Here is a 20,969-nt window from a genome sequence, read left to right as displayed (position 1 = left end):
GCGGGCAAGCCCGGCTCCCACAGGTAACCGCAATCCCCTGTGGGAGCCGGGCTTGCCCGCGATGACGGCAGCTCAAACGCCCCTGCACTCAACTGGTGCAATGACAGAAGATTTCAAACGCCAAACCGTCTCCTCGACGACAGTTCGGCGTCTTTACGACAATGAATGGCGCACTGGCATGGCCGCTGCAACACCTTGAATCATTCCAAACCGTTCAGGGAGCGCAACACGATGAACACACAACTCAAACCCACCTTGGGCACCCTGCATCTGTGGGGCATTGCCGTCGGCTTGGTGATTTCCGGCGAGTACTTCGGCTGGAGCTACGGCTGGGGCGTCGCAGGCACGCTGGGCTTTCTGGTGACCTCGCTGATGGTCGCCGCCATGTATACCTGCTTTATATTCAGCTTCACCGAACTGACGACGGCGATTCCTCACGCGGGTGGCCCATTTGCCTACAGCCGTCGCGCTTTTGGTGAGAAAGGCGGCTTGATCGCCGGCCTGGCAACGTTGATCGAATTTGTCTTTGCCCCGCCTGCGATAGCCTTGGCCATCGGCGCTTATCTGAATGTGCAGTTTCCGGCACTCGACCCCAAACACGCGGCCGTCGGAGCCTATATCGTCTTCATGGGCCTGAATATTCTCGGGGTGAAACTCGCGGCCACCTTCGAGCTGGTGGTGTGCGTGCTCGCCGTCGCCGAACTGTTGGTGTTCATGGGCGTGGTAGCGCCGGCGTTCAGCTTCAGCAACTTCGCCCTCAATGGCTGGGCCGGGTCCGACACCTTCGGCGCGCCGGCGATAGCCGGGATGTTTGCGGCCATTCCTTTCGCCATCTGGTTCTTCCTTGCCATCGAAGGTGCAGCGATGGCTGCCGAGGAAGCGAAGGATCCCAAGCGCACCATCCCAAAAGCCTACATCAGCGGGATCCTGACGCTGGTGGTGCTGGCCATGGGCGTGATGTTCTTTGCCGGCGGCGTGGGCGACTGGCGCACGCTGTCGAATATCAATGACCCGTTGCCGCAAGCGATGAAAACCGTGGTGGGCGACAGCTCCGGCTGGCTGCACATGTTGGTGTGGATCGGTCTGTTCGGCCTGGTGGCGAGTTTTCACGGCATCATCCTCGGCTACTCGCGCCAGTTCTTCGCCCTCGCGCGCGCCGGCTACCTGCCCTCTTTCCTCGCCAAACTGTCGCGTTTTCAGACACCACACCGGGCAATCATTGCCGGCGGTGTGGTCGGCATCGCCGCCATCTACAGCGACGGCCTGATCAACCTGGGCGGCATGACGCTGACCGCCGCGATGATCACCATGGCGGTGTTCGGTGCCATCGTGATGTACATCATGAGCATGCTCAGCCTGTTCAAACTGCGCAAGACCGAGCCGCTGCTGGAGCGCACCTTTCGTGCGCCGGGCTATCCGATCGTGCCCGGCATAGCGCTGGTGCTGGCGGTGGTCTGCCTGGTGGCCATGGCCTGGTTCAACGCGCTGATCGGGCTGATTTTCCTGGGCTTCATGGTGGTGGGGTTTGTGTACTTCCAACTGACCGCGCAGGACCGCGCCGACGCACCGGCCGATGCGATGTTGACGGGGCTGTGAGGCTACTGGGGCAGAACGGGCCTACAATGAACTACTAAGAAAGCCCGTGACTCAAAGCAGCTATTACCGTGGGAAATTTCCCCACGGTTTGCTGCCTCAAGGAGAGCCCTATGCCGTGGTATGCCTGGTTGATTTTAGTGGTCGCGATCGGTTCGATCGTCGGTGGTTTATTGATGCTGCGTGACAGCGCCAACAAGGTGGAACTCACCGACGAACAACGCAAACGCGTGGCCGAGCGCAACGCCCAGGCAGACTCAAAGGACGCCCAGGACCGCTGAACCTGGCGCTACTCCCACGCCGCCTTGGCGATATGCAACCCGTGCTGGCCCTTATAGGCCGCACGTTCGGGCTGGCTCCAGCCATTGAGCAACTCCTCCTCCAGACGATAAATCTCCACACCTAAAGGGCGACACACCGTCAACGGATCCTGCGCGTCAGGCCCCCACATCGGCAGCGACAAATCCCCGCCCGGGCACGTCGACAGCGCGCAGAGCAAATCAATCTCGGCAAAAAACTCCAGGTAGTCGCCCTTCTGCGCCGGGCACGCTTTCATGAAGTACATGTCATCGTGATTGAGGCCGGTGCACTGGAAAATGTTCAACACGTCATGCACGTCGAATTCCGTCAGACCATGGGGCAGCACCGCGCGTGTCAGGTTTGAGTGGCAATGGTGATGAAAGTCTTCGCCGGTGAGCATGCGATTCACATACGGATCGCAGCGTGTGCCAAGCAAGTCGTGCAGGCGCCCGCCATGCTCATCGATGCCATAACTCGCCAGGCTGTCATCGGTGATGGTCACCAGCGGCCGCAGAAACGGCAGGTTCGACCACAGTCGATCATGAGTGCTGACATGTGCGCCTTGTAACTGGCGGGTGCGTGCGGCCCAAAGACGTTCGCGAGGATCGTTGGCATTCCACACGTTGAAGTCACCCACTTGTGGCCCAACCGGCGTGGTAACCCGGAACACATGCCCGGCCGGCACCTTCCACGCCCTGCCCGTGCGAATCGGCACGTCGAACTGCTCGATCAATGTGCGTTGGTCCGCACGATCACGAATGCGCTCATAGAACGCGGTATCAACCTGCAGCGCAGAACCTTTGCTGACCTGGTACGCGGCCGGATAGTCTTTATACATGGGGCAATCCTCCATCAGGGGTGATCAAACAAGGCCAACGACAGGCGTTCCGAATCATCGAGATACAGGCTCATTGCCTCCCCGCTGCCGGCTTATCATTGTTTAGTAGGAGTTGGTAAGTCTCGCGATCGCGCTCGGGCCAAGGAGACTGAAAACGTTGCTCATCGGGCGCTGCACAAAACACTAGGCGCAGCTGCGCGATAACCTGGGCGAAAAACTCATCGAACAAAGGGCTGCGCATCAGCCCGACAATCTGCTGATGGAACACCAGGCTGTGGATGGCCACCGCGCGCCAATCCTCACGCTCACGGGCCAAGGTGGTGACATCGATGGCGTTCTGCATGCGCTCGGACTGATGCCCGGTGAGCGAACCGCTCTGGGCGAGAGCCTCCAACTCAAGAGTGCGCCGAACGACGAACAAATCGCGCACTTCCTCACGCTCCAATCGGCGAACCATCACCCCCTTATTACGCAAGTAGCGGGTCAACCCTTCTTGCCCCAAACGGTGCAATGTTTTGCGAATCGTATTGCGCGATGTGTTATAGGCCTTCACCAACTCGCCCTCGACCAACGCCATCCTAGGCAACAGCCGCCCGCCGATAATGTCGGCACGCAACTCCAAGGCAACCTGGTCGGCTGAAGACTGAGGGGATACATTGCTACCTCGTGATTGTTGAACAATCTTTTATGGAGAGATAATCACGTTTCGTGCCAAGGAGTAGCAGGTCTTGATGAATGATAGCGTCGCGTACTGAAGGAAGGAGACGCGTGCATAAAAAAACCGGAGCCCTCATCAGACTCCGGATTTTTCAGCAGCTTGAAGATTAGCCAACAAACCCTATGTGAACAGCGTTGGGATCAATATTCAGCTTCCTTTATTGACTTAGTTGATTACCACCCTATCGCGATTCTTTTCCAGCAGCGCCTTGCCGATACCCTTTACCTCCAGCAACTCATCCACTGCCGTAAAGGGACCATTAGTTTCACGGTAAGCGACAATCGCCTTCGCCTTAGCCGAACCAATGCCGAAGAGGTCACGGCGCAAGGTCTCAGCGTCGGCAGCATTCAAGTTGACCTTGGCGGATTGCTCGGCTGCTGCCATTTGGGCGGTGATGGGGGCTGTCACTTCAGGCTTAGCGGAAGGGGCTGCGATGGCGGTGACAGAGAGAGTGGTGAGGAAAGCGAAGATCAGCGAGGTGAAATAGGTGTTTTGCATTTTGACGCTCCATGACATTGCTAAGAGAAGCAGCTTTTCCGAAGCTGCTCTTCAACCTTAGATGGTGTTGGTAATTCGTCAAAAACGCTTGAGTTACAAGGTGTTTAATTAAGGGTCGAGACGGCGCTGTTGGTAGATCCAGTCGACGATTTCGCCATCCGGGGAATAGCCGCTGACGGTGTCGCGCAGGAGTTGTCGGACGCGCGTGTAATCGTCCTGTTCCACGGCTGCGAGCAACTCGGTCAGCTTGAGCTTGAGCACATCCCAAGAAAGGTGATCTTCATTAGCACTCATGATCATCGGGTGCCGAGTAGCAAGAACGTCGTCACCAATTAGCAACTCTTCATAAAGCTTCTCACCAGGGCGTAAACCGGAGAACTCGATAGCAATATCACCGTGCGGATTTTTTTCCGAACGAACGCTCAAGCCCGATAAGTGAATCATCTTTTCAGCCAGCTCGACGATTTTTACCGGCTCGCCCATGTCCAGAACAAACACATCCCCCCCCAACCCCATAGAGCCTGCCTGGATGACCAGTTGAGCCGCTTCGGGGATCGTCATGAAGTAGCGGGTGATTTTCGGATGAGTAACCGTTAGCGGTCCCCCAGACTTGATCTGTTTGTGAAAGAGCGGGATCACCGAGCCGGAAGAGCCCAGCACATTACCGAAACGCACCATGGTAAAGCGCGTTTTGTTAACCCGAGAGACGTTAGACTTATCACCGAATAATACGGGTGCCAGCTCAAGGCTTAAAGCTTGCAGGGTGAGCTCAGCCAGACGTTTGGTGCTGCCCATCACATTGGTCGGCCGCACGGCTTTGTCTGTGGAAATCAGTACAAAATTCGACACTCCTGCCTGAAGCGCTGCCTGCGCAGTGTTCAGCGTGCCGAGAACGTTGTTCAACACGCCCTCTGCAATATTGTGTTCAACCATAGGCACATGCTTGTAAGCCGCCGCATGATAGACAGTGTCAACGTGCCAGGTTTTCATCACGTCCAGCAGTTTTGACTCATTACGTACAGAGCCCAGGATCGGCAACACCTTAACCAATAGCGATTCTCGAGTAATACGTTGCTCAAGTTCCGAAAGAATGCTGTAGAGGTTGAATTCACTGTGCTCAAACAACAACAACGTGGTCGGCTGCAGAGCGAGAATCTGCCGGCAGAGCTCAGAGCCAATGGAACCGCCCGCCCCTGTTACCAAGACGCTTTGCCCCTTGATACAGTGCTCCAGCAGCTCAGCCTGAACAGGTACTGCATCCCGCCCCAATAAGTCGGCGATGTCAACTTCCTGAATATCATCTACTTTGACCCGTCCACTGGCCAAGTCCATGAATCCGGGGACGCTTCGTACATGAAGAGGGAACCCTTCAAGGAACCCGAGAATTTCCCGGCGGCGACCTCGGTTCGAGGAGGGAATGGCCAGTAGAATTTCTTGCGCCCCCGTTTCCTCAATCATCTGCTGAATACGCTTGGGCTTGTAGACCTGCAACCCGGAGATAACGCGGCCAGAGATTCCGTTATCATCATCAATGAATGCCACAGGGCGCATTACTCGGCCCATGCGCAGCGCAGCAACTAGCTGATTACCTGCAGCCCCCGCACCATAGATGGCAACCCTGGGTAACCCGTTATCCCTGCTAGTGAATGGTACGTGTTGAACCGCTGCAAACCAGTCACCCAAGAAATACTGGCGCATCGCCAGGCGCAGCCCACCAATCATGATCAGGCTGAGCCACCAATAGTTGAAAATGATCGAGCGCGGGACCACATTTTCATGATTGCTGTACCAATACACAACCACACCAAGGATAAGCGCTGACAGGCTGACGGCCTTGATGATTGCTATTAATGCGTCGTTGCCAAAATAACGCATCACCGCTCGGTACATCCCGAAACGAATGAACAGAGGGATGGCCACCAGCGGGGCGGCGAGGAATAGCCAGAGATGTCTGCTGACAGGATTTATCATTTCGTCGATGCCAAGGCGAACGAGAAACGCCGCCCACAACGAAAGCCAGACCAACACGACGTCCGTTCCAACCTGAATGAAACGTTTTTGCCGGCGCGACAGCGCCAATAGAAACAATCTAACTTTATCCATAAAATCCCCGCCGTTCTTTACTAGCTGCCCCTGAACGTCCTGAGACGCGCATCGTATGCCCTCGGCACACTGTGAAGACCAAAATTGTCCATTTATTTTAAGTTAGATTGTTCAACTGCACCCGCGTTAAATTTAACGGCGAGAAAAATAAGCGGCATATAAGCAACTACCAATCCCAAAAACCCTTGCGCTGGGAATTTCATGACTAAAAAAGCAATGGGCAATAACCAAAAAATATTGATACACAGCACAGCGACAGTAACGGGTAAATGACCAGCAAACTTACGCGATGCGAACTGGTAGCCGTGGCTTCGGTGGGCCTCATACACCTTATCCCCTCGAAGCAATCTGCGAACCAAAGTAAAGGTCGCATCGCAAATAAACACGCCGAGGATAATCAGCCAAGCCCAGATAAAGCCCGGCTCAGCCCGCGCAGCTTGTAGCGACAAAATACCCAACGTGATCCCCAGGAAACCGCTACCTGCGTCACCCATGAATATTTTAGCCGGAGGTAAATTCCAAAAAAGGAATCCGGCTACCGCCATTGCGAGTATCGCCGGTGCCCAAATCAGATCACCAGCGCCGAAAAGAAAGTAAATGACGCACATGCCTAAACAGGCAGTGATTGCTTCAACGCTGGCTAGGCCGTCGATACCGTCCATGAAATTATAAAGGTTGAGCATCCATACAAGATAAAACACTGCCAGCACATGACCTACCCAACCCAAGTCTATAACGAATCCTGAAAGACTGAGGGGGGGTAATCCACCGAGCCAAAACAGTGCCCATAGCGCCGCTGCGAAATGACCTAACAACCGCCAACGCGCCGCGATATGCCCATGGTCGTCCATAAAACCGATCACCGCGACCAAACTCCCGGCGCCGAGCAACCCAGTTAACCAGGCATAAGGTTGTAATTGCAGGCATCCGAGCAACACTAACGAAATCAAAAACATCACGACAATTGCAACCCCGCCGCCACGCGGAGTAGGAATTGAATGGGAACTCCGTTCGTTGGGGATGTCCATAATGCTTCGATGCAATGCATAGCGTCGCAACAGCGCCGTCAACGCTAAAGATAAAAACGCAACTATCGGAAAAATATACCAGTACTTCATTTAGTTTGCTCGTTCAGAAAATGTTCTGCTGTCTTACGTAACCCTTGATCCACAGTGATCAACGGGCTCCACTCCAACAAGCAGCGAGCTTTGGTAATGTCGACTTGCAGAGAACCACACAGCCGTTGAGAAAGTGCAGCCTTACCCAATAGCTTAGCGCCTGCTTTCAGCACCCCTTCAGGCACAGACAGCAGGCGTGCGGGACTGTTCAAAACATTTGCGAGTTTTTGTAATAGTTGCGTAGTAGAAACATCCTCACCATCACTCACCAAAAATGTCTGATTGCAAGCGGCGGGGTGATTCACGCACGTGAGGATAAAGTCCACCAGATTATCCAAGGCCACCAGACTGCGCTGATTCCGTATCGCTCCGAATGGCAACGGTACACCCCTTTGCAACCACTTCATCATGCTTTCGAAATTGGCGGTCACGCCCGGACCATAAACGAGTACTGGGCGAATAATGACAACTTCCAGGCCTGTCTCGGCAGCGATCAGACGTAAGCCTGCTTCGGCCTCCATTTTGGAAATGCCATACGGATCAACGGGCGCTGGCACATCAGTTTCCCGGTATGGATGACCAGGTACGGTGCCCTCCCCATTCACTTTTACCGAACTGACGAAAATGAAACGCTTAGCCCCAGCCATTGCTGCGCTGCGCGCCAGATTGAGCGTGTGCCCGACATTAACCAGACGAAAAGCAGCCAGAGGATCAGCCTCTGTATCGTTCATGACGTGGACACGTGACGCGAGATGGATCACGACCTCAGCGCCTCTCAGCGCGTCGAGATCAGTATCGATAACGGAGAAATCGGGCACGTGGTGATAAGTAACATCTTGGGCGGGCTGCGCGGGCATGCGACGAACTATCGCACTTACCTGATAATCCGCAACGCTTATCAACGTCTCAATTAAACGTCGTCCTACAAAACCACTGCCACCGGTAACCAATAGGTTGGTCATTTCTTCTGTCTCAAAATTGCCAATACAGCGCACAATGCTGTGAATACGATTTTATCGCGAAAACGTCTACGACACTTATAACCGGAGAAGGCTAAACGAATTAGGCCGAACCGACGCAAACTAATCCACTGCTGGACGAATGGCGTATTTTCAACACCCGTCAACCTCGAAATCAAAGCTGCCTGATTCAGCCACCATCCATTGAAAACTTGTGACAGTCGAGCTTTGAAAGCTTTTAAACCGCTGTTCACTCCAACCTGGTTGTTACCATGTTGCCGATAACGCATATATGAGTGAGCGTCTATGATCCACTGATACCCGTGAGTACGACTAAAGGCATAGCAGTACCAATCGTGAAGGGTCACTTTCTGCACAGCCGAAAACCGATCAGCAATATGCTGCTGTAGATCGGCAAATAATTCTTTTGAGAACACGTACGTACACCCTGGGCCAGCGGCTTCGAACAGATGATCGAACTGCACTTGGGGTTGAGACTTAACGATAAGTGTTTCTTTGCCATCAGGCCAAAATGCCGTGACGTTACTTGAATAACCCTGAGCACCCGCCAAAGACATGGCTCCAACAGCCTCAATCAACTTGTTGGGCAGCCAGATATCGTCTTGATCGGCAAAGGAAAAGTAATTACAGTCGTTGAGTGGCGCATCGTTGATCAGCCTAAAAAAATTAGGTGCAGCGCCCCCGAACTTTTTCCCGTGCTCAAGGATAATGACATTCGGATTACGCTCAGACAACGCACTGACCCACTCCTCAGTCCCATCACTTGAGCTGTCGACGCTGATGAGCAATGTCACCGAAACACCGTGCTGATTGAGTATTGAATGGACCTGATCGGAGATCCATTGCATACCATTATAAGCAGCGAGAAGAACAAGAAACTTAGGTTCCACAACTATACCTGAATAAAATCAAGAAAAGACCGAGCGATAATCTTCGACCATCTTCAAAGATGAAACGTAGAAAACGGCGGCCATCCCAACCAGCATTAACCCATAGAGAAACCTGCTTCGATAGTCAAATAATCGCATCAACATAACGAAGCAAGCCATATCAAAAAAGCCAAAAATCTCGGCAGCTCTCAATGAAAAAGAATCGTTCCATGAGAGGGAAATCTGCAGGGCCAAACCGATGGCCGACAGACTTAAAATAAAACGCTCAGCTTCTGTGAGTCGTTGATACAGTACAATCAAAATCCCTGTAACCAATGTCATACGCGTAATAAAATAGAACGAAAATAATGACAGTGCGCTCGTATGGTACTCGCCGTTAATATAAGGCGCCAGGCGACTGAACCCACTCAAACGATCAGCAAATCCTGAAATGAGAGTACTCAACGCAAAAGCTAAGCCCAACAGCACAACAATGCTAACGCGTCCGACAAATCTAAAGCCAAGCATAACGAGGGCGAAACAAGGAAGAAATGTGATGACCGAAAGGTGAAAGCTAAGCGCTAAAAAATAATAAATCAGGCCCTTGGTTTTCTGTCCTGTGTAAAAAAACATCATGCCACAGGAGGCGAGTGCTATCGCAACGCCCACACGCACCTGAACCATATCTTGAACGATATAGAATCGAGAAAAAATCATAAAGAAAAGCAGATAAGAAAAACAACCACGCAACGCTATGTTTGAGAAAATCGATTTGGCATATAGCGAAATCAATGAAACAAAAGAAAAAAACACATAATCTGGCAGACCCAGCCAATGAATAAAGCTGAACGTCAGTAAAAACCCTGGATCTTTGAATTCTTCAAAGATTGACTCAGGCGACGTACCGACCCGATAGAGCCAGCTAATATAATTTAAATAGTCAGGCGCCATATCAGGCGCGCGCAGGCCTGCAAAAAGAAATAGAAATAAAAATAAAACAGCAAACAAAGGGCGTGAAAGTATTACTATGTTTTTTTGGTCGCGCACCAACGAAAAAAATCCGCAGGATAACGCAGTAAAAAAAACTAAAAAGTACAACATCAAAACCTACCTTTGAACATGTTACGCGCGATGCCATCATACAAAGCTTGGCACAACAATTTTGCAGAATAAAACTTCCTCCTGGAACACAACGTATAGCAAACAATATAATAAGGGACCTTGCGCGCGAACTCAAAACGCGTCTGAATACGCGTGTTACTCCACATAGCGAGATAAGCAGCGTTGCGCACAATAAAGTAGTTTCTAAAATCACTATGCAGAGTAATTCTTTTCCCTAAAAGTGTTACAAACTCATCACCAATACTGTGACGCATTGTAACAAGTGGCGTCAAGTACGAGCCATAACCAGCTAAGGAGGCTCTCTCGCCCCACTCTATATCCACCCAATCAATGAACAAACTTTCCTGCATCAACCCCACGACGTTAAAAACACTCGTGCGAATTAAGGAACCGGAAGCGATGATGTAATTACTGAGCACCGGCAGTGTCGAGTTTAAATCGATATCAATCTTCTTAGTGCCAAAAAAAGACGGCCTGAGTATCGGCGCAGCGTCACCTGTTTTTTCATCCACAAAAACAGGTCCTATTGCACCAACTTTAACGCCCATATCAAGCAACTTCGTCTCCTCGGCCAACAGTGTGTCGACGGTGCCGGGTAGCAATTCGCTGTCTTGATCGAGCAGCAAAACATGTGAATAGCCCGCTTGTTCAGCCAGTTGGGCACCGACATTATGTGCACGAGCTATACCGTAGTTATCCTCAAGGGCTTTATAAAACAATTTTTCATCATCAAACCTGCCCGCGTAATCATCAATACCTGATGCGGGTGTATTATCAATAATATACACACGCTGAACTTGCTCGTGAATACTGAGCAACAATCTGTCCAGTACGACCAAATCAGGTTTAAAAAGCACTACTACTGCGGCAACGGAAGCATTCATATTAATATTCTTAAGAAATAGTTAACGTAGAGAAGCAAATGAATCAAGCATTTTTCTTGCTATCGCCGACCATTCATAGGCTTTCACGTCTTGTTCTGCATTAGCCCGCATAGTGGCTAACGCTTGCTCGTCCAATTGAAGATACTGCAGTATCTGAGAAACTATCTTCTCAATCGTTACCCGGTACACATACAGTGAATTACTTTCAGTGGCCGGCCCGTAATTTGAGACGACTATACAACCTGACGCCAGAGACTCTAAACACGGATAGTGAAAGGCATTGTCCTGCAGAAGCCCGGTGGCGATAAACAAGTCAACGCTTCTATAAAACGCCGCCAAGTGCTCATCACCATGAGGCGCACTCATTTCAATAAAGTCGTAACTATTCAAATCAACCGTTTTAGGAAGCTCGAAAGCCACTTTTAAGATCAAATTCTTACCGGTGGTTGCTCTGACAATTTTTACGGCCTGCACAATCTCATACGTCCCCTTCCAAGCCAGGCCCCGACCTATGCATCCTACAACTATTTCTCCGGACGGAAACGGCCTCGGAGAAAATTTGAATACGTCTAAATCAATCCCAGGTTCAACAACGCATTTTGCTTTTAACAGCTTATAGCTTTGGTAAATTTCGCCATTAACAATTCGCCGGAGCGGTAAGAAATACGAAGCCGACGCCATGAGATAGCCAAAAAAACCTATAAAACTTTTCCTGTCATAAAAGCTGGGCTCATAAGCCTGAATATAGTAAAAACCTTTACCTGTACCCAGGGCACCCAGCGCGACCGGGAAGGCAGTTAAATTATAATTCGCCAGAAAAACGTCATATTCTTTCCGATGCCTTAGAACAAACAGGAACATGCCTATGAGGTTAAAAATCCCCCGCAGCACCGGTATCCGATTAAAAACATTCTTAAAAACTCTGACATTAGCGAGCGTCGGATAGTAAGGCTTGTTAATGAAATGCGGACCTAAAAAATCGACTTGGTGGCCGCTCTCTATTAACTCGCTAGACAGTCTCGACAATACCCTCATCCCACCGGCGCTTGAAAACGCGAGCATCGGGATTAAAATTTTCATTGGGCGCTCTTCATCGACGGGTCAGTTTGACCCTTGGAATGGGTACTCAGTGCGTACATCACACAAACAGCCATAATAATCCAATAAAGGAAATAATTGAATGCATAGGCTTCAACCACTCCATCAAACCCATGCCACCGTGTGAACAGCAAAACCAAGAAGTACCATGACATGGAAAACAGCACCTCCGTGACGATATATAACTTATACATAGCCTTGCCGAGCATGACATAAGCAAGTATCCAGCTTCCCACTTTCATCACATCACCAATGAGCTGAAAAGCGAAGAGATCCCTCATGGGTAAAAATTGCTTGCTAAACAAAACAGAAATAACAAAATCGCGTAAAAAATACACAGCTGCGCAGCCTAATATGGCAACAGGAAGCACAATTTTATAACCGTCAATTACTTCTTTCAGAATCGCATTATAGCCGAAAAGCTCTGAAAGACGAGGCAGATAGTAAACGCCTAGCGTCGTTGTCACCAGCAAGAGATAGGCGCTACTTAGCCGCCACATCGCTTCCCAATAACCAGCGTACTCGATGCCGAACTCGTTTGTTAAATGGTCCCGGATCAATATTTGAGCGATTGGAAGACACACAGCAGTCGTCAACGCCATTGCAGCATACTTACTTAAATCAACAGCGACGCGTTTATCGAACCGTCCAAAAAAATATTCGACGCGAAACCAGTCTGCATGCCTGCATAGGAAAACAGTCGTAACGAACGCCAGCGCCTGATAGATACCGAGAGAAACCAACGCCCCATAGAGCCCTAAAAACCAGGTGAGTAACCCCGTAACTATCAAAGACAAGACGCTGCCGGCAATGTTAGCGATGACTAATGTCTTTACATCTTTTTTCCCATTGATTATAGCCATCAATAAAGCATTTAATGTAAAAAAAACTAAAGATAAAGCGACCCACAAAAATACACTGGCATATTCTTCTTTTTTAAAAAAATACAACGACAACCTATGGCTAAACACCGCTACCGCAATGCCCACAGTCAGAGAGCCTACAACCGCCAAAGCGGTTGAAGTCTTCCAAACCGCGTGCTGCTTGCTCGGCTCTTCAGCGTATTCAGCTGTGTATTTGGTAACACCAGTATTAACAGCACCACTGGAGAGCGTTATTATCATTGTAAGAGCGTTCTGTAGTTGCCCCAATGCTGCATAACCTGACGGCCCAACATACAGCGCCAAGATCTTATTGATTCCCAAAAGGGTCAACATCTTAACGACAACAGCTATCCCATTAAAAAAGCTGGTCTTAACGAGGTTCATTTAGTTTCTTTAGCCACAAAGCTGTTGCATGCCTGAACGACCGCTTCAGCATCGCTCAGTGACATCGTTGGGCCGATAGGCAAGCTCAAGATCTGACTGTGTATTTTTTCTGAGACCGGAAAAGAGCACCCCGCTAATTCAGCATAGGCCTGCTGGTGATGTGGAGGAATAGGATAGTGAATCAACGTTTGAATGCCCGCTCGCAAAAAGTGATCTTGGAGCGCAGCTCTTTGCTCACAAAGAACAGTGTAAACATGCCATACATGACGTGTATTCTGCGAAGGCTCGAAACCTTCGGACTCAGGCAAAACAATGGCAGGGTTGTTAATGGTCCTGGTATACAAGTCGGCAATCTGACGGCGGTGAGCCGTTTGATCGTCCAGATATTTTAGCTTTACACACAAACAAGCCGCCTGAATCTCGTCCAGTCGGCTATTCATTCCACGGTACAGATTCTTGTACTTTTCGTGAGAGCCGTAATTACGTAAAGCCCTCAGCGTCGACGCCAGTACGTCATCGTTTGTAGTAATTGCACCTGCATCGCCAAGCGCACCAAGATTTTTTCCGGGATAGAAGCTGAAACCGGAAGCATGGCCCCAGTTACCAGCTTTCCTTCCATCAACGCTGGCCCCATGGGATTGAGCAGAGTCTTCCAGCACGAGCAGGCCAGATCGTTCAGCGAGCGCCATGATGGCTGGCATGTCCGCAAGACGACCATATAAATGCACCGGCAGAATAGCTTTGGTTCTGCTAGTAATTGCAGCCTCAGCGTTAAGGGGGCATATATTAAACGTTGCTGGATCTGGCTCTACCAGAACGGGTGTCAGCCCATTCTCCGATATGGCGAGAATACTCGCGATATAGGTATTTGAAGGAACCAGAATTTCATCTCCTTCGCACAAGTAGCCCAATTCCTTCCAGGCGCGGATGACCAGCACCAGAGCGTCAAGCCCGTTGGCGACGCCAATGCAATGCTTAGTTCCGCAATACTCAGCATAGCGCTGTTCAAACTGCTGCAGTTCGCTCCCACCGATGTACCAACCGGAATCGATTACTCGGGTGCACGCATCAACCAGTTCCTGGCGGCACAGGTGATTGATTGATTTCAAATCGAGAAAACTTATCATTTGGTCAAGTACCTAATAACTTTAGCTGGATTACCAACAACGACTGCACGATCAGGAATGTCGGACACGACTACAGCGCCCGCACCGACCATTGCGTCCTCACCAATCGTCACGCCTGGCAAGATCGTCGCGTTGGCACCGATGCTGGCACCTCGTTTGATAATGATCCCTGAAAAAATCTCCGGGTAGACTTTGGAACGAGGCATAGCGTCATTCGTAAATGTGGCGTTAGGTCCGATGAAAACATCATCAGCAATAACCGTCCCTTCCCAGAGAAATACGCCCGACTTAATGGTGACGTTGTTGCCTACCGATACACCGTTTTCTATCAGTGTATGCGCACAAACGTTGCAGTTTTCACCAATGACCGCGCCGTCGAAAATCACTGCAAACTGCCACACTCGAGTGTCTTTTCCGAGGCGTGTGCTTTTCACATCGGCGAGTGGATGTATTTTAGGCATGTTTTGTCAGCTCCAAAAACGCGTCGTAATTCCGAATGTAGTCTTGCTCGTCGTAATAATCATCGGCTAACACTAACAACACACAATCTGCACTAAACTCATGCATTTCGTGCCAAATCATTTTATCGATGACAATCGCCTTGTCAGAGGCGTCCAACCAAACTTCTTCTTTATTTACTCCGTCGTCCATTTTCATCAGGCAACGTCCTGACACACAGACCGCGACTTGAGTTAGCTCTTTATGCGCGTGAAATCCACGAGGCACGTCCACCTGCGTATCGGTCAGGTAATAGACACGCTTTATAGCGAAAGGGATACTTCTGTTGTTTTCAAGCGCTATAAGGTGACCGCGATGATCACCCAACTTCTTAACATCTAAAAAGTTAATTAAACTCATCCCACAACTACCGACAGGCTTTCAACGCCTGGGGCTTCATTATCTTTATCACTGATAATGTAATCTTCAAATCCCGGCCATTCAATGGAAAGTTGAGGATCGCTCCAATGAAGTGCCCCCTCCGATTGTTTATCGTAATAATCCGTCGTTTTGTACAAGAAGTGCGTATTGTCTTCTAACGAAACAAACCCGTGCGCAAACCCTTCCGGAATCCACAGCATGCGGTTGTTATCAGTGTTTAGTTCAACGCCAACCCATTGCAGATAGGTGGCTGAACCGGGACGGATATCGACGGCAACATCATAGACTGAGCCCCTCACAACCCGGACCAGTTTTCCCTGTGCGTGGGGTGCACGCTGAAAATGCAGGCCACGCAACACCCCTTTAGCGGAATAGGAGTGATTGTCTTGAATGAATGCATTCGGGACAGACAAACCAAGATCCTGCAGCGCCGCATGAAATTTTGCTTGGTTGAAACTTTCCATGAACCAGCCACGCGCATCTGCGTAAACAGCCGGTTCAATTATGACGACGTCCGGGATCGAGGTCTGGATCAGTTTCATTTATCAGAAGCCTCTTTGAGTAGCTTCTGCAGATACTGCCCGTAGCCGGTTTTCTTGAGCTTTTCAGCTTGCTCACTTAGTTGCTTTGCCGAAATCCAACCACTGTTAAAGGCGATTTCTTCAAGGCAAGCTACTTTAAGCCCCTGGCGGTGCTCAATGGTATGAACAAAGTGGCTCGCTTCAAGTAACGATTCGTGAGTACCTGTGTCAAGCCAGGCGAAACCTCGACCTAACATTTCCACCGTTAATGACTTGTCGTCCAGGTAAGCCTTGTTTACATCTGTAATCTCGAGTTCACCACGCGGCGAAGGCTTGATGTTCTTTGCGACTTCAACAACACGGTTATCGTAGAAATACAAACCTGTCACTGCATAGTTTGACTTAGGCAGAGCTGGCTTCTCCTCGATGCTGAGCGCACGGCCAGTGTGGTCAAATTCGACTACCCCAAAACGCTCAGGGTCCGAAACATGATAACCAAACACAGTCGCGCCGGAGTTTTGAGACATCGCAGAGCGAAGATTATCAGAGAAATGCTGGCCATAGAAAATGTTGTCGCCCAAGATCAGGCAGCACGGATCATCACCAATAAACTCTTCGCCGATGATGAAAGCTTGCGCTAATCCGTCGGGGCTCGGCTGTTCTGCATAGGTGAGTTCGATACCGTATTGGCTACCGTCGCCCAGCAATTTTTTGAAGCACGGCAGGTCTTCTGGAGTAGAGATAATCAGGATTTCGCGCATCCCAGCTAGCATCAGCACGGACAGCGGGTAGAAAATCATCGGCTTGTCAAAGATGGGCAACATCTGTTTGGACACGCCCAACGTCAAGGGGTGCAAGCGCGTACCAGAACCGCCTGCCAGGATGATGCCTTTGCGTTTAATAACCGTCATTTCTCTAAAACTTCCTTTAACATCCGAGTCACACCACCGCGCCATTCAGGCAGGTGGATGGAAAAAGTCTGACGCAGTTTCTCGGTATTGAGCCGTGAATTCAATGGTCGACGGGCAGGCGTTGGGAACTGCGATGTTGGAATAGGGTTTACAACCTGTACCTGCATCGGCAGCGCCAGAGATCTGCCGTAATCAATAACCAACTGGGCGTACTCGTGCCAAGAGGTAAACCCAGCGGCAGCCACATGATAAACGCCAGCTACCGACGGATCTACCATTGCTTGCCTGACAGCGACTGCGCATACATCGGCGATAAGATCTGCACCAGTAGGCGCGCCTATCTGGTCCGCAATGACGTTAAGTTCGTCGCGATCCGCAGTGAGTCGCAACATCGTCTTGGCAAAGTTATTGCCTCTTACGCCGTAAACCCAGCTTGTACGAAAAATAAGGTACTTGCAGCCTGACGCCACAATCGCCTGCTCGCCCATCAGTTTGGTAGTGCCATAATAATTGACTGGAGAAACAGGGTCGTTCTCCTGCCAAGGCGCGTCGCCTTGGCCGTCAAATACATAATCCGTGGAAAAATGCACAAACCAGCATCCGAGCTTGTTCGCCTCTTCAGCGATTGCCGCCACCGCCGTCGCATTGATTAGCAACGCCAGATCCTTATCGGACTCAGCCTTGTCCACTGCAGTATAAGCGGCTGCATTGACGATTATGTCCGGAGCTACTTGCTGGATCGTGGCGCGCAAGGATTGGACGTTGGCAAGGTCGCCGCACAGACCATTGCTTAGATTGCGATCGAGCGCGACGACAGTGCCCAACATCGCAAGCGAACGTTGAAGCTCCCAACCCACCTGGCCATTTTTACCTAGCAGCAAAATTTTCATGTCAGGCTTTACGCTCGGTGTAGTTTTTTTCGATCCACTGCTGGTAGTTACCACTTTTCACGTTCTCTACCCAACCTTGGTTGTGCAGATACCACTCAACCGTTTTGCGAATACCCGAATCGAATGTCTCTTCGGGCTTCCATCCCAGCTCACGCTGAATTTTGCTGGCGTCAATCGCATAGCGCTGGTCATGTCCTGGACGATCCTGAACGTAGGTGATCAGTTGCTCGTGCGGACGATGCGGCGATTCAGGGCAAAGCTCATCCAGCAAGGTACAAACGGTGTGTACCACCTCGAGATTCTTCTTCTCATTGTGACCGCCAATATTGTAGGTCTCGCCGATTTCGCCCTCAGTTACCACTTTGTAAAGAGCGTGGGCATGATCTACCACGTACAACCAGTCACGAACTTGGTCACCCTTACCATAAATAGGCAGGGGCTTGCCTTCGAGTGCATTCAAGATAACCAGGGGTATCAGCTTTTCAGGGAAGTGGCAGGGACCGTAGTTATTCGAGCAGTTCGTTACGATTGCCGGTAAACCATAGGTTCGCGCCCAGGCCCGCACCAAGTGGTCGGAACTTGCTTTGCTCGCTGAATAAGGCGAGCTGGGCTGGTAGGACGTCTGCTCGGTAAACAGGTCTTCCGGACCATCAAGGTCACCGTATACCTCATCAGTAGAGATATGATGGAAGCGAAAGCGCTGTTTGGCCTCAGGATCAAGCCCCATCCAGTAATGACGTGCCGCCTCCAGGAGCGTGTAGGTCCCTACGATATTGGTCTGAATAAAATCCGAAGGGCCACTGATCGAACGGTCAACATGGGACTCCGCCGCAAGGTGCATGACGGCATCCGGGCGATGTTCTTCAAAAACCCGCTTGAGTTGGTCGGCATCGCAAATATCAACGCGCTCAAAGCTATATCGGCTACTCGTGGCGCTTTCTCCCAGTGACTCCAGATTGCCGGCATAGGTCAATTTATCGAGATTGACCACCGAATCCTTGGTATTTGCAATGATATGGCGGACAACCGCCGAACCAATGAAACCAGCGCCACCGGTCACTAATATTTTCAAAACACTCTCCTTAAACTCAAACAGCGCTAGAAGCGCTCATTCGTCATTACGCTTTCGCACTTGACTTTGGAAAAATAACGAACCAGGAGGAACACTGTATCGTGATGACTCTTCGCGATCAGCTTAATCTTGCCTCGCTTGGTCGTTAACACAGCTCCCTTCGAAGGGCCTGAAATACCCACCGTCTTGACGCGTTTGCCTGAGGCTCAAAAAATGCACACGCATAAAAACGGCTTTTTTGCTCTTATGAGTTCGACAGACGTTCGCCGAATCCCTCACGTGCGCCAAACTACGTACGATAGCCTGTATCAACACTGATCTCGACGTGTTCCTTCACACAAAAAAATATCGTTCTAGTTTTTTGATTCGATACTTTTCGAAACTCCGTTCGGCACTCGAACTCTTGGTAGAGCTCAACGCGGAACGTTGGTTCAAACACGGCACCGAAATGCCATGGCAAAAGATTTATGCGCCTATGAAGCAGTTCCGCGTCCTATCAACGCGCGCCATACCCATCGACGGATGCCCCAAGCGACCATCTTCAGCCTTGAGATGATACCGCCCGATCAACGCAGCCAATCCTAACACCTGCGCCCTCTCGAGCAGTAAAGGTCCGCGACGAGTTTTTTCACCATGTATAGAAATCTTTCTCGGAGCACCATAACCGCGTCAAAACCAATTCGAAAGCTGAAAGATTCAGCGTCGCTTATGGCTGCGGGCATAAATTCAAGAATCAGGGTTACCCAACCTTTCGCAGAAAAATGAGCACACGCCAGACAGCGGTGCTCTGAGGATCGAGGGCGATGAAAGCCATCCGAACATAAAGACAGTTCGATCAAGCACCCCATGCTGCTCAGCTACTTCTGGACAGCATGGGTTGAGCACCACTGATTGACTTAGCATCGATAAGCGCACGAGCGGGAGCGGTCGAAGCGCTATCCGCTGCAGAAGCGCCGCAGACGAGAGCCTGATGCCTGATGAGCGCAATGAAACAGCCTATACAGCCTCGCCGATCAAACCAAGAACCACTATGAGTAGGCGATTTGGTATAGCTGGCGCCAACGGCTCAAGGGCCTGCTGATCGATAGCGACCAACTTGAGGGTCGACATATCAGCATTCAAATGACTCAACCGGGTCATCTCTGCACGTACCGGTTGAACACCCGCGAGGAAAACATCCTCATTTTTTCCGCGCGTTCAGCACTTCAATTTCGCGGTTGGTAGCCAGCAATTGAAACTCCTTCGCGATCTGCGCGACGCGAGGATCGGCGAAGTCATCCGACTTGCGCTGCCCCAGCGCGGCAAGCTCAGCCTTAAGTGCCTCCCACCCATAAAACAAAGGGGTGTTTGCTGGTTGTTCACTTCGTTGCGAATCACGCTGCCGGCACGGGTATTGGCGGGCTCAGCGAATGAAAACAACGTAGCAGGTTTTCGCATACCCAAGGATCCGGCAATTCCTATCGCTTCATTCAGTTGAAAGATACGATCACTGCGTAGCACTTTCAATTGCGCACTCAAGGCACTCAGCTCATCCTGCAACTGTGCACGTTTTAAAGCATCGACCTCACGTAACGAACCGGTTTTGGCTTCTTTCTCGACATTGTAGTTCGAGCGAGCCGAGTCAATTTTTCCTTTGAGCTCACTGAGCCGGTTTTGGACGATGACATTCACGCCAGCACTGATTTGTTCACGCGTAGTGCCGATGGCGTAGTCGACCCGACCATTCAGGATAGCAACCCGGTCAATACCCTTGGGATAAATCATTTCGAGCTTGATATAAGCACCCGGTAAATTTTTTTATCCGGATCGGGCAACGGCAACTGAATCGAATTGCGGTTGAACGATTCGAAACTCAGCTCCAGTGTTTCTCCAGGGCGAACGAAGCTTGCGAACAGCTTCTGATTGGCTTTGAAGAAAGCCAGGCGAGTATCGTACGACTCCAGCGCCTCGCCCACCCTTGCGCAGCGCGTCGGCCGGTAATTGGTAAGCTTCGGAGCGATTCAGCGCATCCAGTTCATTGATGGCTTCAGGGCGCAGCACCACGCTGACCTTGTACTGGGGGGTTGCCATAAACGCGTAGACCCGTGCAATCAACGCAACCGTTAAACTCACTAGAAGCAGAAGCTTTTTTTGAAGGTAGACGACTTTTAATAGCTCTATTAAATCTATGGCGTCAGAGG

Annotated in this window: 21 protein-coding genes and 1 pseudogene; 2 read left to right on the top strand and 20 right to left on the bottom strand. The window is 50.6% G+C overall.

What is annotated here, in order from left to right; genetic code table 11:
* The first annotated feature begins 231 nt into the window (after positions 1-231).
* The gene (gene eat / locus FPT15_RS17545; protein WP_145163183.1) at positions 232-1,596 is read left to right on the top strand and encodes an ethanolamine permease; all 1,365 of its coding nucleotides are present in this window, start codon (positions 232-234) and stop codon (positions 1,594-1,596) included.
* A 110-nt stretch (positions 1,597-1,706) separates the two neighbouring features.
* The gene (locus FPT15_RS17540; protein WP_083359476.1) at positions 1,707-1,874 is read left to right on the top strand and encodes a DUF2897 family protein; all 168 of its coding nucleotides are present in this window, start codon (positions 1,707-1,709) and stop codon (positions 1,872-1,874) included.
* A gap of 8 nt (positions 1,875-1,882) precedes the next feature.
* Here FPT15_RS17540 and FPT15_RS17535 read toward each other — a convergent pair whose 3' ends face one another.
* The 20 genes and pseudogenes from FPT15_RS17535 to FPT15_RS30075 all read right to left on the bottom strand — a co-directional run bounded on the left by FPT15_RS17535 (position 1,883) and on the right by FPT15_RS30075 (position 20,901).
* Positions 1,883-2,731: a DUF1989 domain-containing protein gene (locus tag FPT15_RS17535; RefSeq protein WP_145163181.1), complete on the bottom strand. Its 849-nt coding sequence runs from the start codon at positions 2,729-2,731 to the stop codon at positions 1,883-1,885.
* A gap of 14 nt (positions 2,732-2,745) precedes the next feature.
* Positions 2,746-3,388, bottom strand: a pseudogene (locus FPT15_RS17530) (GntR family transcriptional regulator).
* A gap of 226 nt (positions 3,389-3,614) precedes the next feature.
* Complete coding sequence (locus FPT15_RS17525; RefSeq protein WP_145163179.1) at positions 3,615-3,947, bottom strand: ComEA family DNA-binding protein; 333 nt, start codon at positions 3,945-3,947, stop codon at positions 3,615-3,617.
* 108 nt (positions 3,948-4,055) lie between these two features.
* A complete protein-coding gene (locus FPT15_RS17520) occupies positions 4,056-6,050 on the bottom strand; it encodes a nucleoside-diphosphate sugar epimerase/dehydratase (RefSeq protein WP_145163177.1) in 1,995 nt (664 codons plus the stop codon).
* Between the two features lie 92 nt (positions 6,051-6,142).
* Positions 6,143-7,168, bottom strand: coding sequence for a glycosyltransferase family 4 protein (locus FPT15_RS17515; protein ID WP_145163175.1), 1,026 nt, complete (start codon positions 7,166-7,168; stop codon positions 6,143-6,145).
* Positions 7,165-8,130 carry an SDR family oxidoreductase gene (locus tag FPT15_RS17510; protein WP_145163173.1) on the bottom strand — a complete coding sequence of 322 codons (966 nt, stop codon included), beginning with the start codon at positions 8,128-8,130 and terminating at the stop codon, positions 7,165-7,167. Before FPT15_RS17510 ends, FPT15_RS17515 begins: the two co-directional genes overlap by 4 nt.
* The gene (locus tag FPT15_RS17505; protein ID WP_256676488.1) at positions 8,127-9,038 is read right to left on the bottom strand and encodes a glycosyltransferase; all 912 of its coding nucleotides are present in this window, start codon (positions 9,036-9,038) and stop codon (positions 8,127-8,129) included. The genes FPT15_RS17510 and FPT15_RS17505 overlap by 4 nt, the downstream gene beginning before the upstream one ends.
* Positions 9,039-9,056: 18 nt before the next feature.
* Positions 9,057-10,118 carry an EpsG family protein gene (locus FPT15_RS17500; RefSeq protein WP_145163171.1) on the bottom strand — a complete coding sequence of 354 codons (1,062 nt, stop codon included), beginning with the start codon at positions 10,116-10,118 and terminating at the stop codon, positions 9,057-9,059.
* Positions 10,118-11,023: a glycosyltransferase family 2 protein gene (locus FPT15_RS17495; protein ID WP_145163169.1), complete on the bottom strand. Its 906-nt coding sequence runs from the start codon at positions 11,021-11,023 to the stop codon at positions 10,118-10,120. Before FPT15_RS17495 ends, FPT15_RS17500 begins: the two co-directional genes overlap by 1 nt.
* A 21-nt stretch (positions 11,024-11,044) precedes the next feature.
* Positions 11,045-12,103, bottom strand: coding sequence for a glycosyltransferase family 4 protein (locus FPT15_RS17490; protein WP_145163167.1), 1,059 nt, complete (start codon positions 12,101-12,103; stop codon positions 11,045-11,047).
* Positions 12,100-13,389, bottom strand: coding sequence for an O-antigen translocase (locus FPT15_RS17485; protein WP_145163165.1), 1,290 nt, complete (start codon positions 13,387-13,389; stop codon positions 12,100-12,102). The genes FPT15_RS17490 and FPT15_RS17485 overlap by 4 nt, the downstream gene beginning before the upstream one ends.
* The gene (locus FPT15_RS17480; RefSeq protein WP_145163163.1) at positions 13,386-14,516 is read right to left on the bottom strand and encodes a DegT/DnrJ/EryC1/StrS aminotransferase family protein; all 1,131 of its coding nucleotides are present in this window, start codon (positions 14,514-14,516) and stop codon (positions 13,386-13,388) included. The genes FPT15_RS17485 and FPT15_RS17480 overlap by 4 nt, the downstream gene beginning before the upstream one ends.
* On the bottom strand, positions 14,513-14,977 hold the full coding sequence (locus FPT15_RS17475) for an acyltransferase (protein ID WP_145163161.1): 465 nt from the start codon (positions 14,975-14,977) through the stop codon (positions 14,513-14,515). The genes FPT15_RS17480 and FPT15_RS17475 overlap by 4 nt, the downstream gene beginning before the upstream one ends.
* Positions 14,970-15,374: an FdtA/QdtA family cupin domain-containing protein gene (locus tag FPT15_RS17470; protein WP_145163159.1), complete on the bottom strand. Its 405-nt coding sequence runs from the start codon at positions 15,372-15,374 to the stop codon at positions 14,970-14,972. Before FPT15_RS17470 ends, FPT15_RS17475 begins: the two co-directional genes overlap by 8 nt.
* Positions 15,371-15,937 (bottom strand): dTDP-4-dehydrorhamnose 3,5-epimerase, encoded by a 567-nt coding sequence (gene rfbC, locus FPT15_RS17465; protein ID WP_145163157.1) that lies wholly within the window; start codon positions 15,935-15,937, stop codon positions 15,371-15,373. Before rfbC ends, FPT15_RS17470 begins: the two co-directional genes overlap by 4 nt.
* Positions 15,934-16,827, bottom strand: a complete 894-nt coding sequence (gene rfbA / locus FPT15_RS17460) for a glucose-1-phosphate thymidylyltransferase RfbA (RefSeq protein WP_145163155.1) — start codon at positions 16,825-16,827, stop codon at positions 15,934-15,936. Before rfbA ends, rfbC begins: the two co-directional genes overlap by 4 nt.
* Positions 16,824-17,717 (bottom strand): dTDP-4-dehydrorhamnose reductase, encoded by an 894-nt coding sequence (rfbD, locus tag FPT15_RS17455; RefSeq protein WP_145163153.1) that lies wholly within the window; start codon positions 17,715-17,717, stop codon positions 16,824-16,826. Before rfbD ends, rfbA begins: the two co-directional genes overlap by 4 nt.
* A 1-nt stretch (position 17,718) precedes the next feature.
* On the bottom strand, positions 17,719-18,789 hold the full coding sequence (gene rfbB / locus FPT15_RS17450; RefSeq protein WP_145163151.1) for a dTDP-glucose 4,6-dehydratase: 1,071 nt from the start codon (positions 18,787-18,789) through the stop codon (positions 17,719-17,721).
* Between the two features lie 1,197 nt (positions 18,790-19,986).
* On the bottom strand, positions 19,987-20,553 hold the full coding sequence (locus FPT15_RS30080; protein WP_256676486.1) for a hypothetical protein: 567 nt from the start codon (positions 20,551-20,553) through the stop codon (positions 19,987-19,989).
* A 33-nt stretch (positions 20,554-20,586) separates the two neighbouring features.
* Positions 20,587-20,901, bottom strand: coding sequence for a hypothetical protein (locus FPT15_RS30075; RefSeq protein ID WP_256676484.1), 315 nt, complete (start codon positions 20,899-20,901; stop codon positions 20,587-20,589).
* Positions 20,902-20,969 lie beyond the last annotated feature (68 nt).

This window comes from Pseudomonas sp. RGB (genome assembly GCF_007713445.1).
In the GTDB taxonomy this organism is placed as follows: Bacteria; Pseudomonadota; Gammaproteobacteria; order Pseudomonadales; family Pseudomonadaceae; genus Aquipseudomonas.
This window is presented reverse-complemented; position numbering and strand designations above follow the sequence as displayed.

Excerpts from the sequence above, each read along its gene's own strand:
- eat (WP_145163183.1), top strand. The coding sequence starts at position 232 with ATGAACACACAACTCAAACCCACCTTGGGCACCCTGCATCTGTGGGGC.
- FPT15_RS17540 (WP_083359476.1), top strand. The coding sequence starts at position 1,707 with ATGCCGTGGTATGCCTGGTTGATTTTAGTGGTCGCGATCGGTTCGATC.
- FPT15_RS17535 (WP_145163181.1), bottom strand. The coding sequence starts at position 2,731 with ATGTATAAAGACTATCCGGCCGCGTACCAGGTCAGCAAAGGTTCTGCG.
- FPT15_RS17525 (WP_145163179.1), bottom strand. The coding sequence starts at position 3,947 with ATGCAAAACACCTATTTCACCTCGCTGATCTTCGCTTTCCTCACCACT.
- FPT15_RS17520 (WP_145163177.1), bottom strand. The coding sequence starts at position 6,050 with ATGGATAAAGTTAGATTGTTTCTATTGGCGCTGTCGCGCCGGCAAAAA.
- FPT15_RS17515 (WP_145163175.1), bottom strand. The coding sequence starts at position 7,168 with ATGAAGTACTGGTATATTTTTCCGATAGTTGCGTTTTTATCTTTAGCG.
- FPT15_RS17510 (WP_145163173.1), bottom strand. The coding sequence starts at position 8,130 with ATGACCAACCTATTGGTTACCGGTGGCAGTGGTTTTGTAGGACGACGT.
- FPT15_RS17500 (WP_145163171.1), bottom strand. The coding sequence starts at position 10,118 with ATGTTGTACTTTTTAGTTTTTTTTACTGCGTTATCCTGCGGATTTTTT.
- FPT15_RS17495 (WP_145163169.1), bottom strand. The coding sequence starts at position 11,023 with ATGAATGCTTCCGTTGCCGCAGTAGTAGTGCTTTTTAAACCTGATTTG.
- FPT15_RS17490 (WP_145163167.1), bottom strand. The coding sequence starts at position 12,103 with ATGAAAATTTTAATCCCGATGCTCGCGTTTTCAAGCGCCGGTGGGATG.
- FPT15_RS17485 (WP_145163165.1), bottom strand. The coding sequence starts at position 13,389 with ATGAACCTCGTTAAGACCAGCTTTTTTAATGGGATAGCTGTTGTCGTT.
- FPT15_RS17480 (WP_145163163.1), bottom strand. The coding sequence starts at position 14,516 with ATGATAAGTTTTCTCGATTTGAAATCAATCAATCACCTGTGCCGCCAG.
- FPT15_RS17475 (WP_145163161.1), bottom strand. The coding sequence starts at position 14,977 with ATGCCTAAAATACATCCACTCGCCGATGTGAAAAGCACACGCCTCGGA.
- FPT15_RS17470 (WP_145163159.1), bottom strand. The coding sequence starts at position 15,374 with ATGAGTTTAATTAACTTTTTAGATGTTAAGAAGTTGGGTGATCATCGC.
- rfbC (WP_145163157.1), bottom strand. The coding sequence starts at position 15,937 with ATGAAACTGATCCAGACCTCGATCCCGGACGTCGTCATAATTGAACCG.
- rfbA (WP_145163155.1), bottom strand. The coding sequence starts at position 16,827 with ATGACGGTTATTAAACGCAAAGGCATCATCCTGGCAGGCGGTTCTGGT.
- rfbD (WP_145163153.1), bottom strand. The coding sequence starts at position 17,717 with ATGAAAATTTTGCTGCTAGGTAAAAATGGCCAGGTGGGTTGGGAGCTT.
- FPT15_RS30080 (WP_256676486.1), bottom strand. The coding sequence starts at position 20,553 with ATGATTTATCCCAAGGGTATTGACCGGGTTGCTATCCTGAATGGTCGG.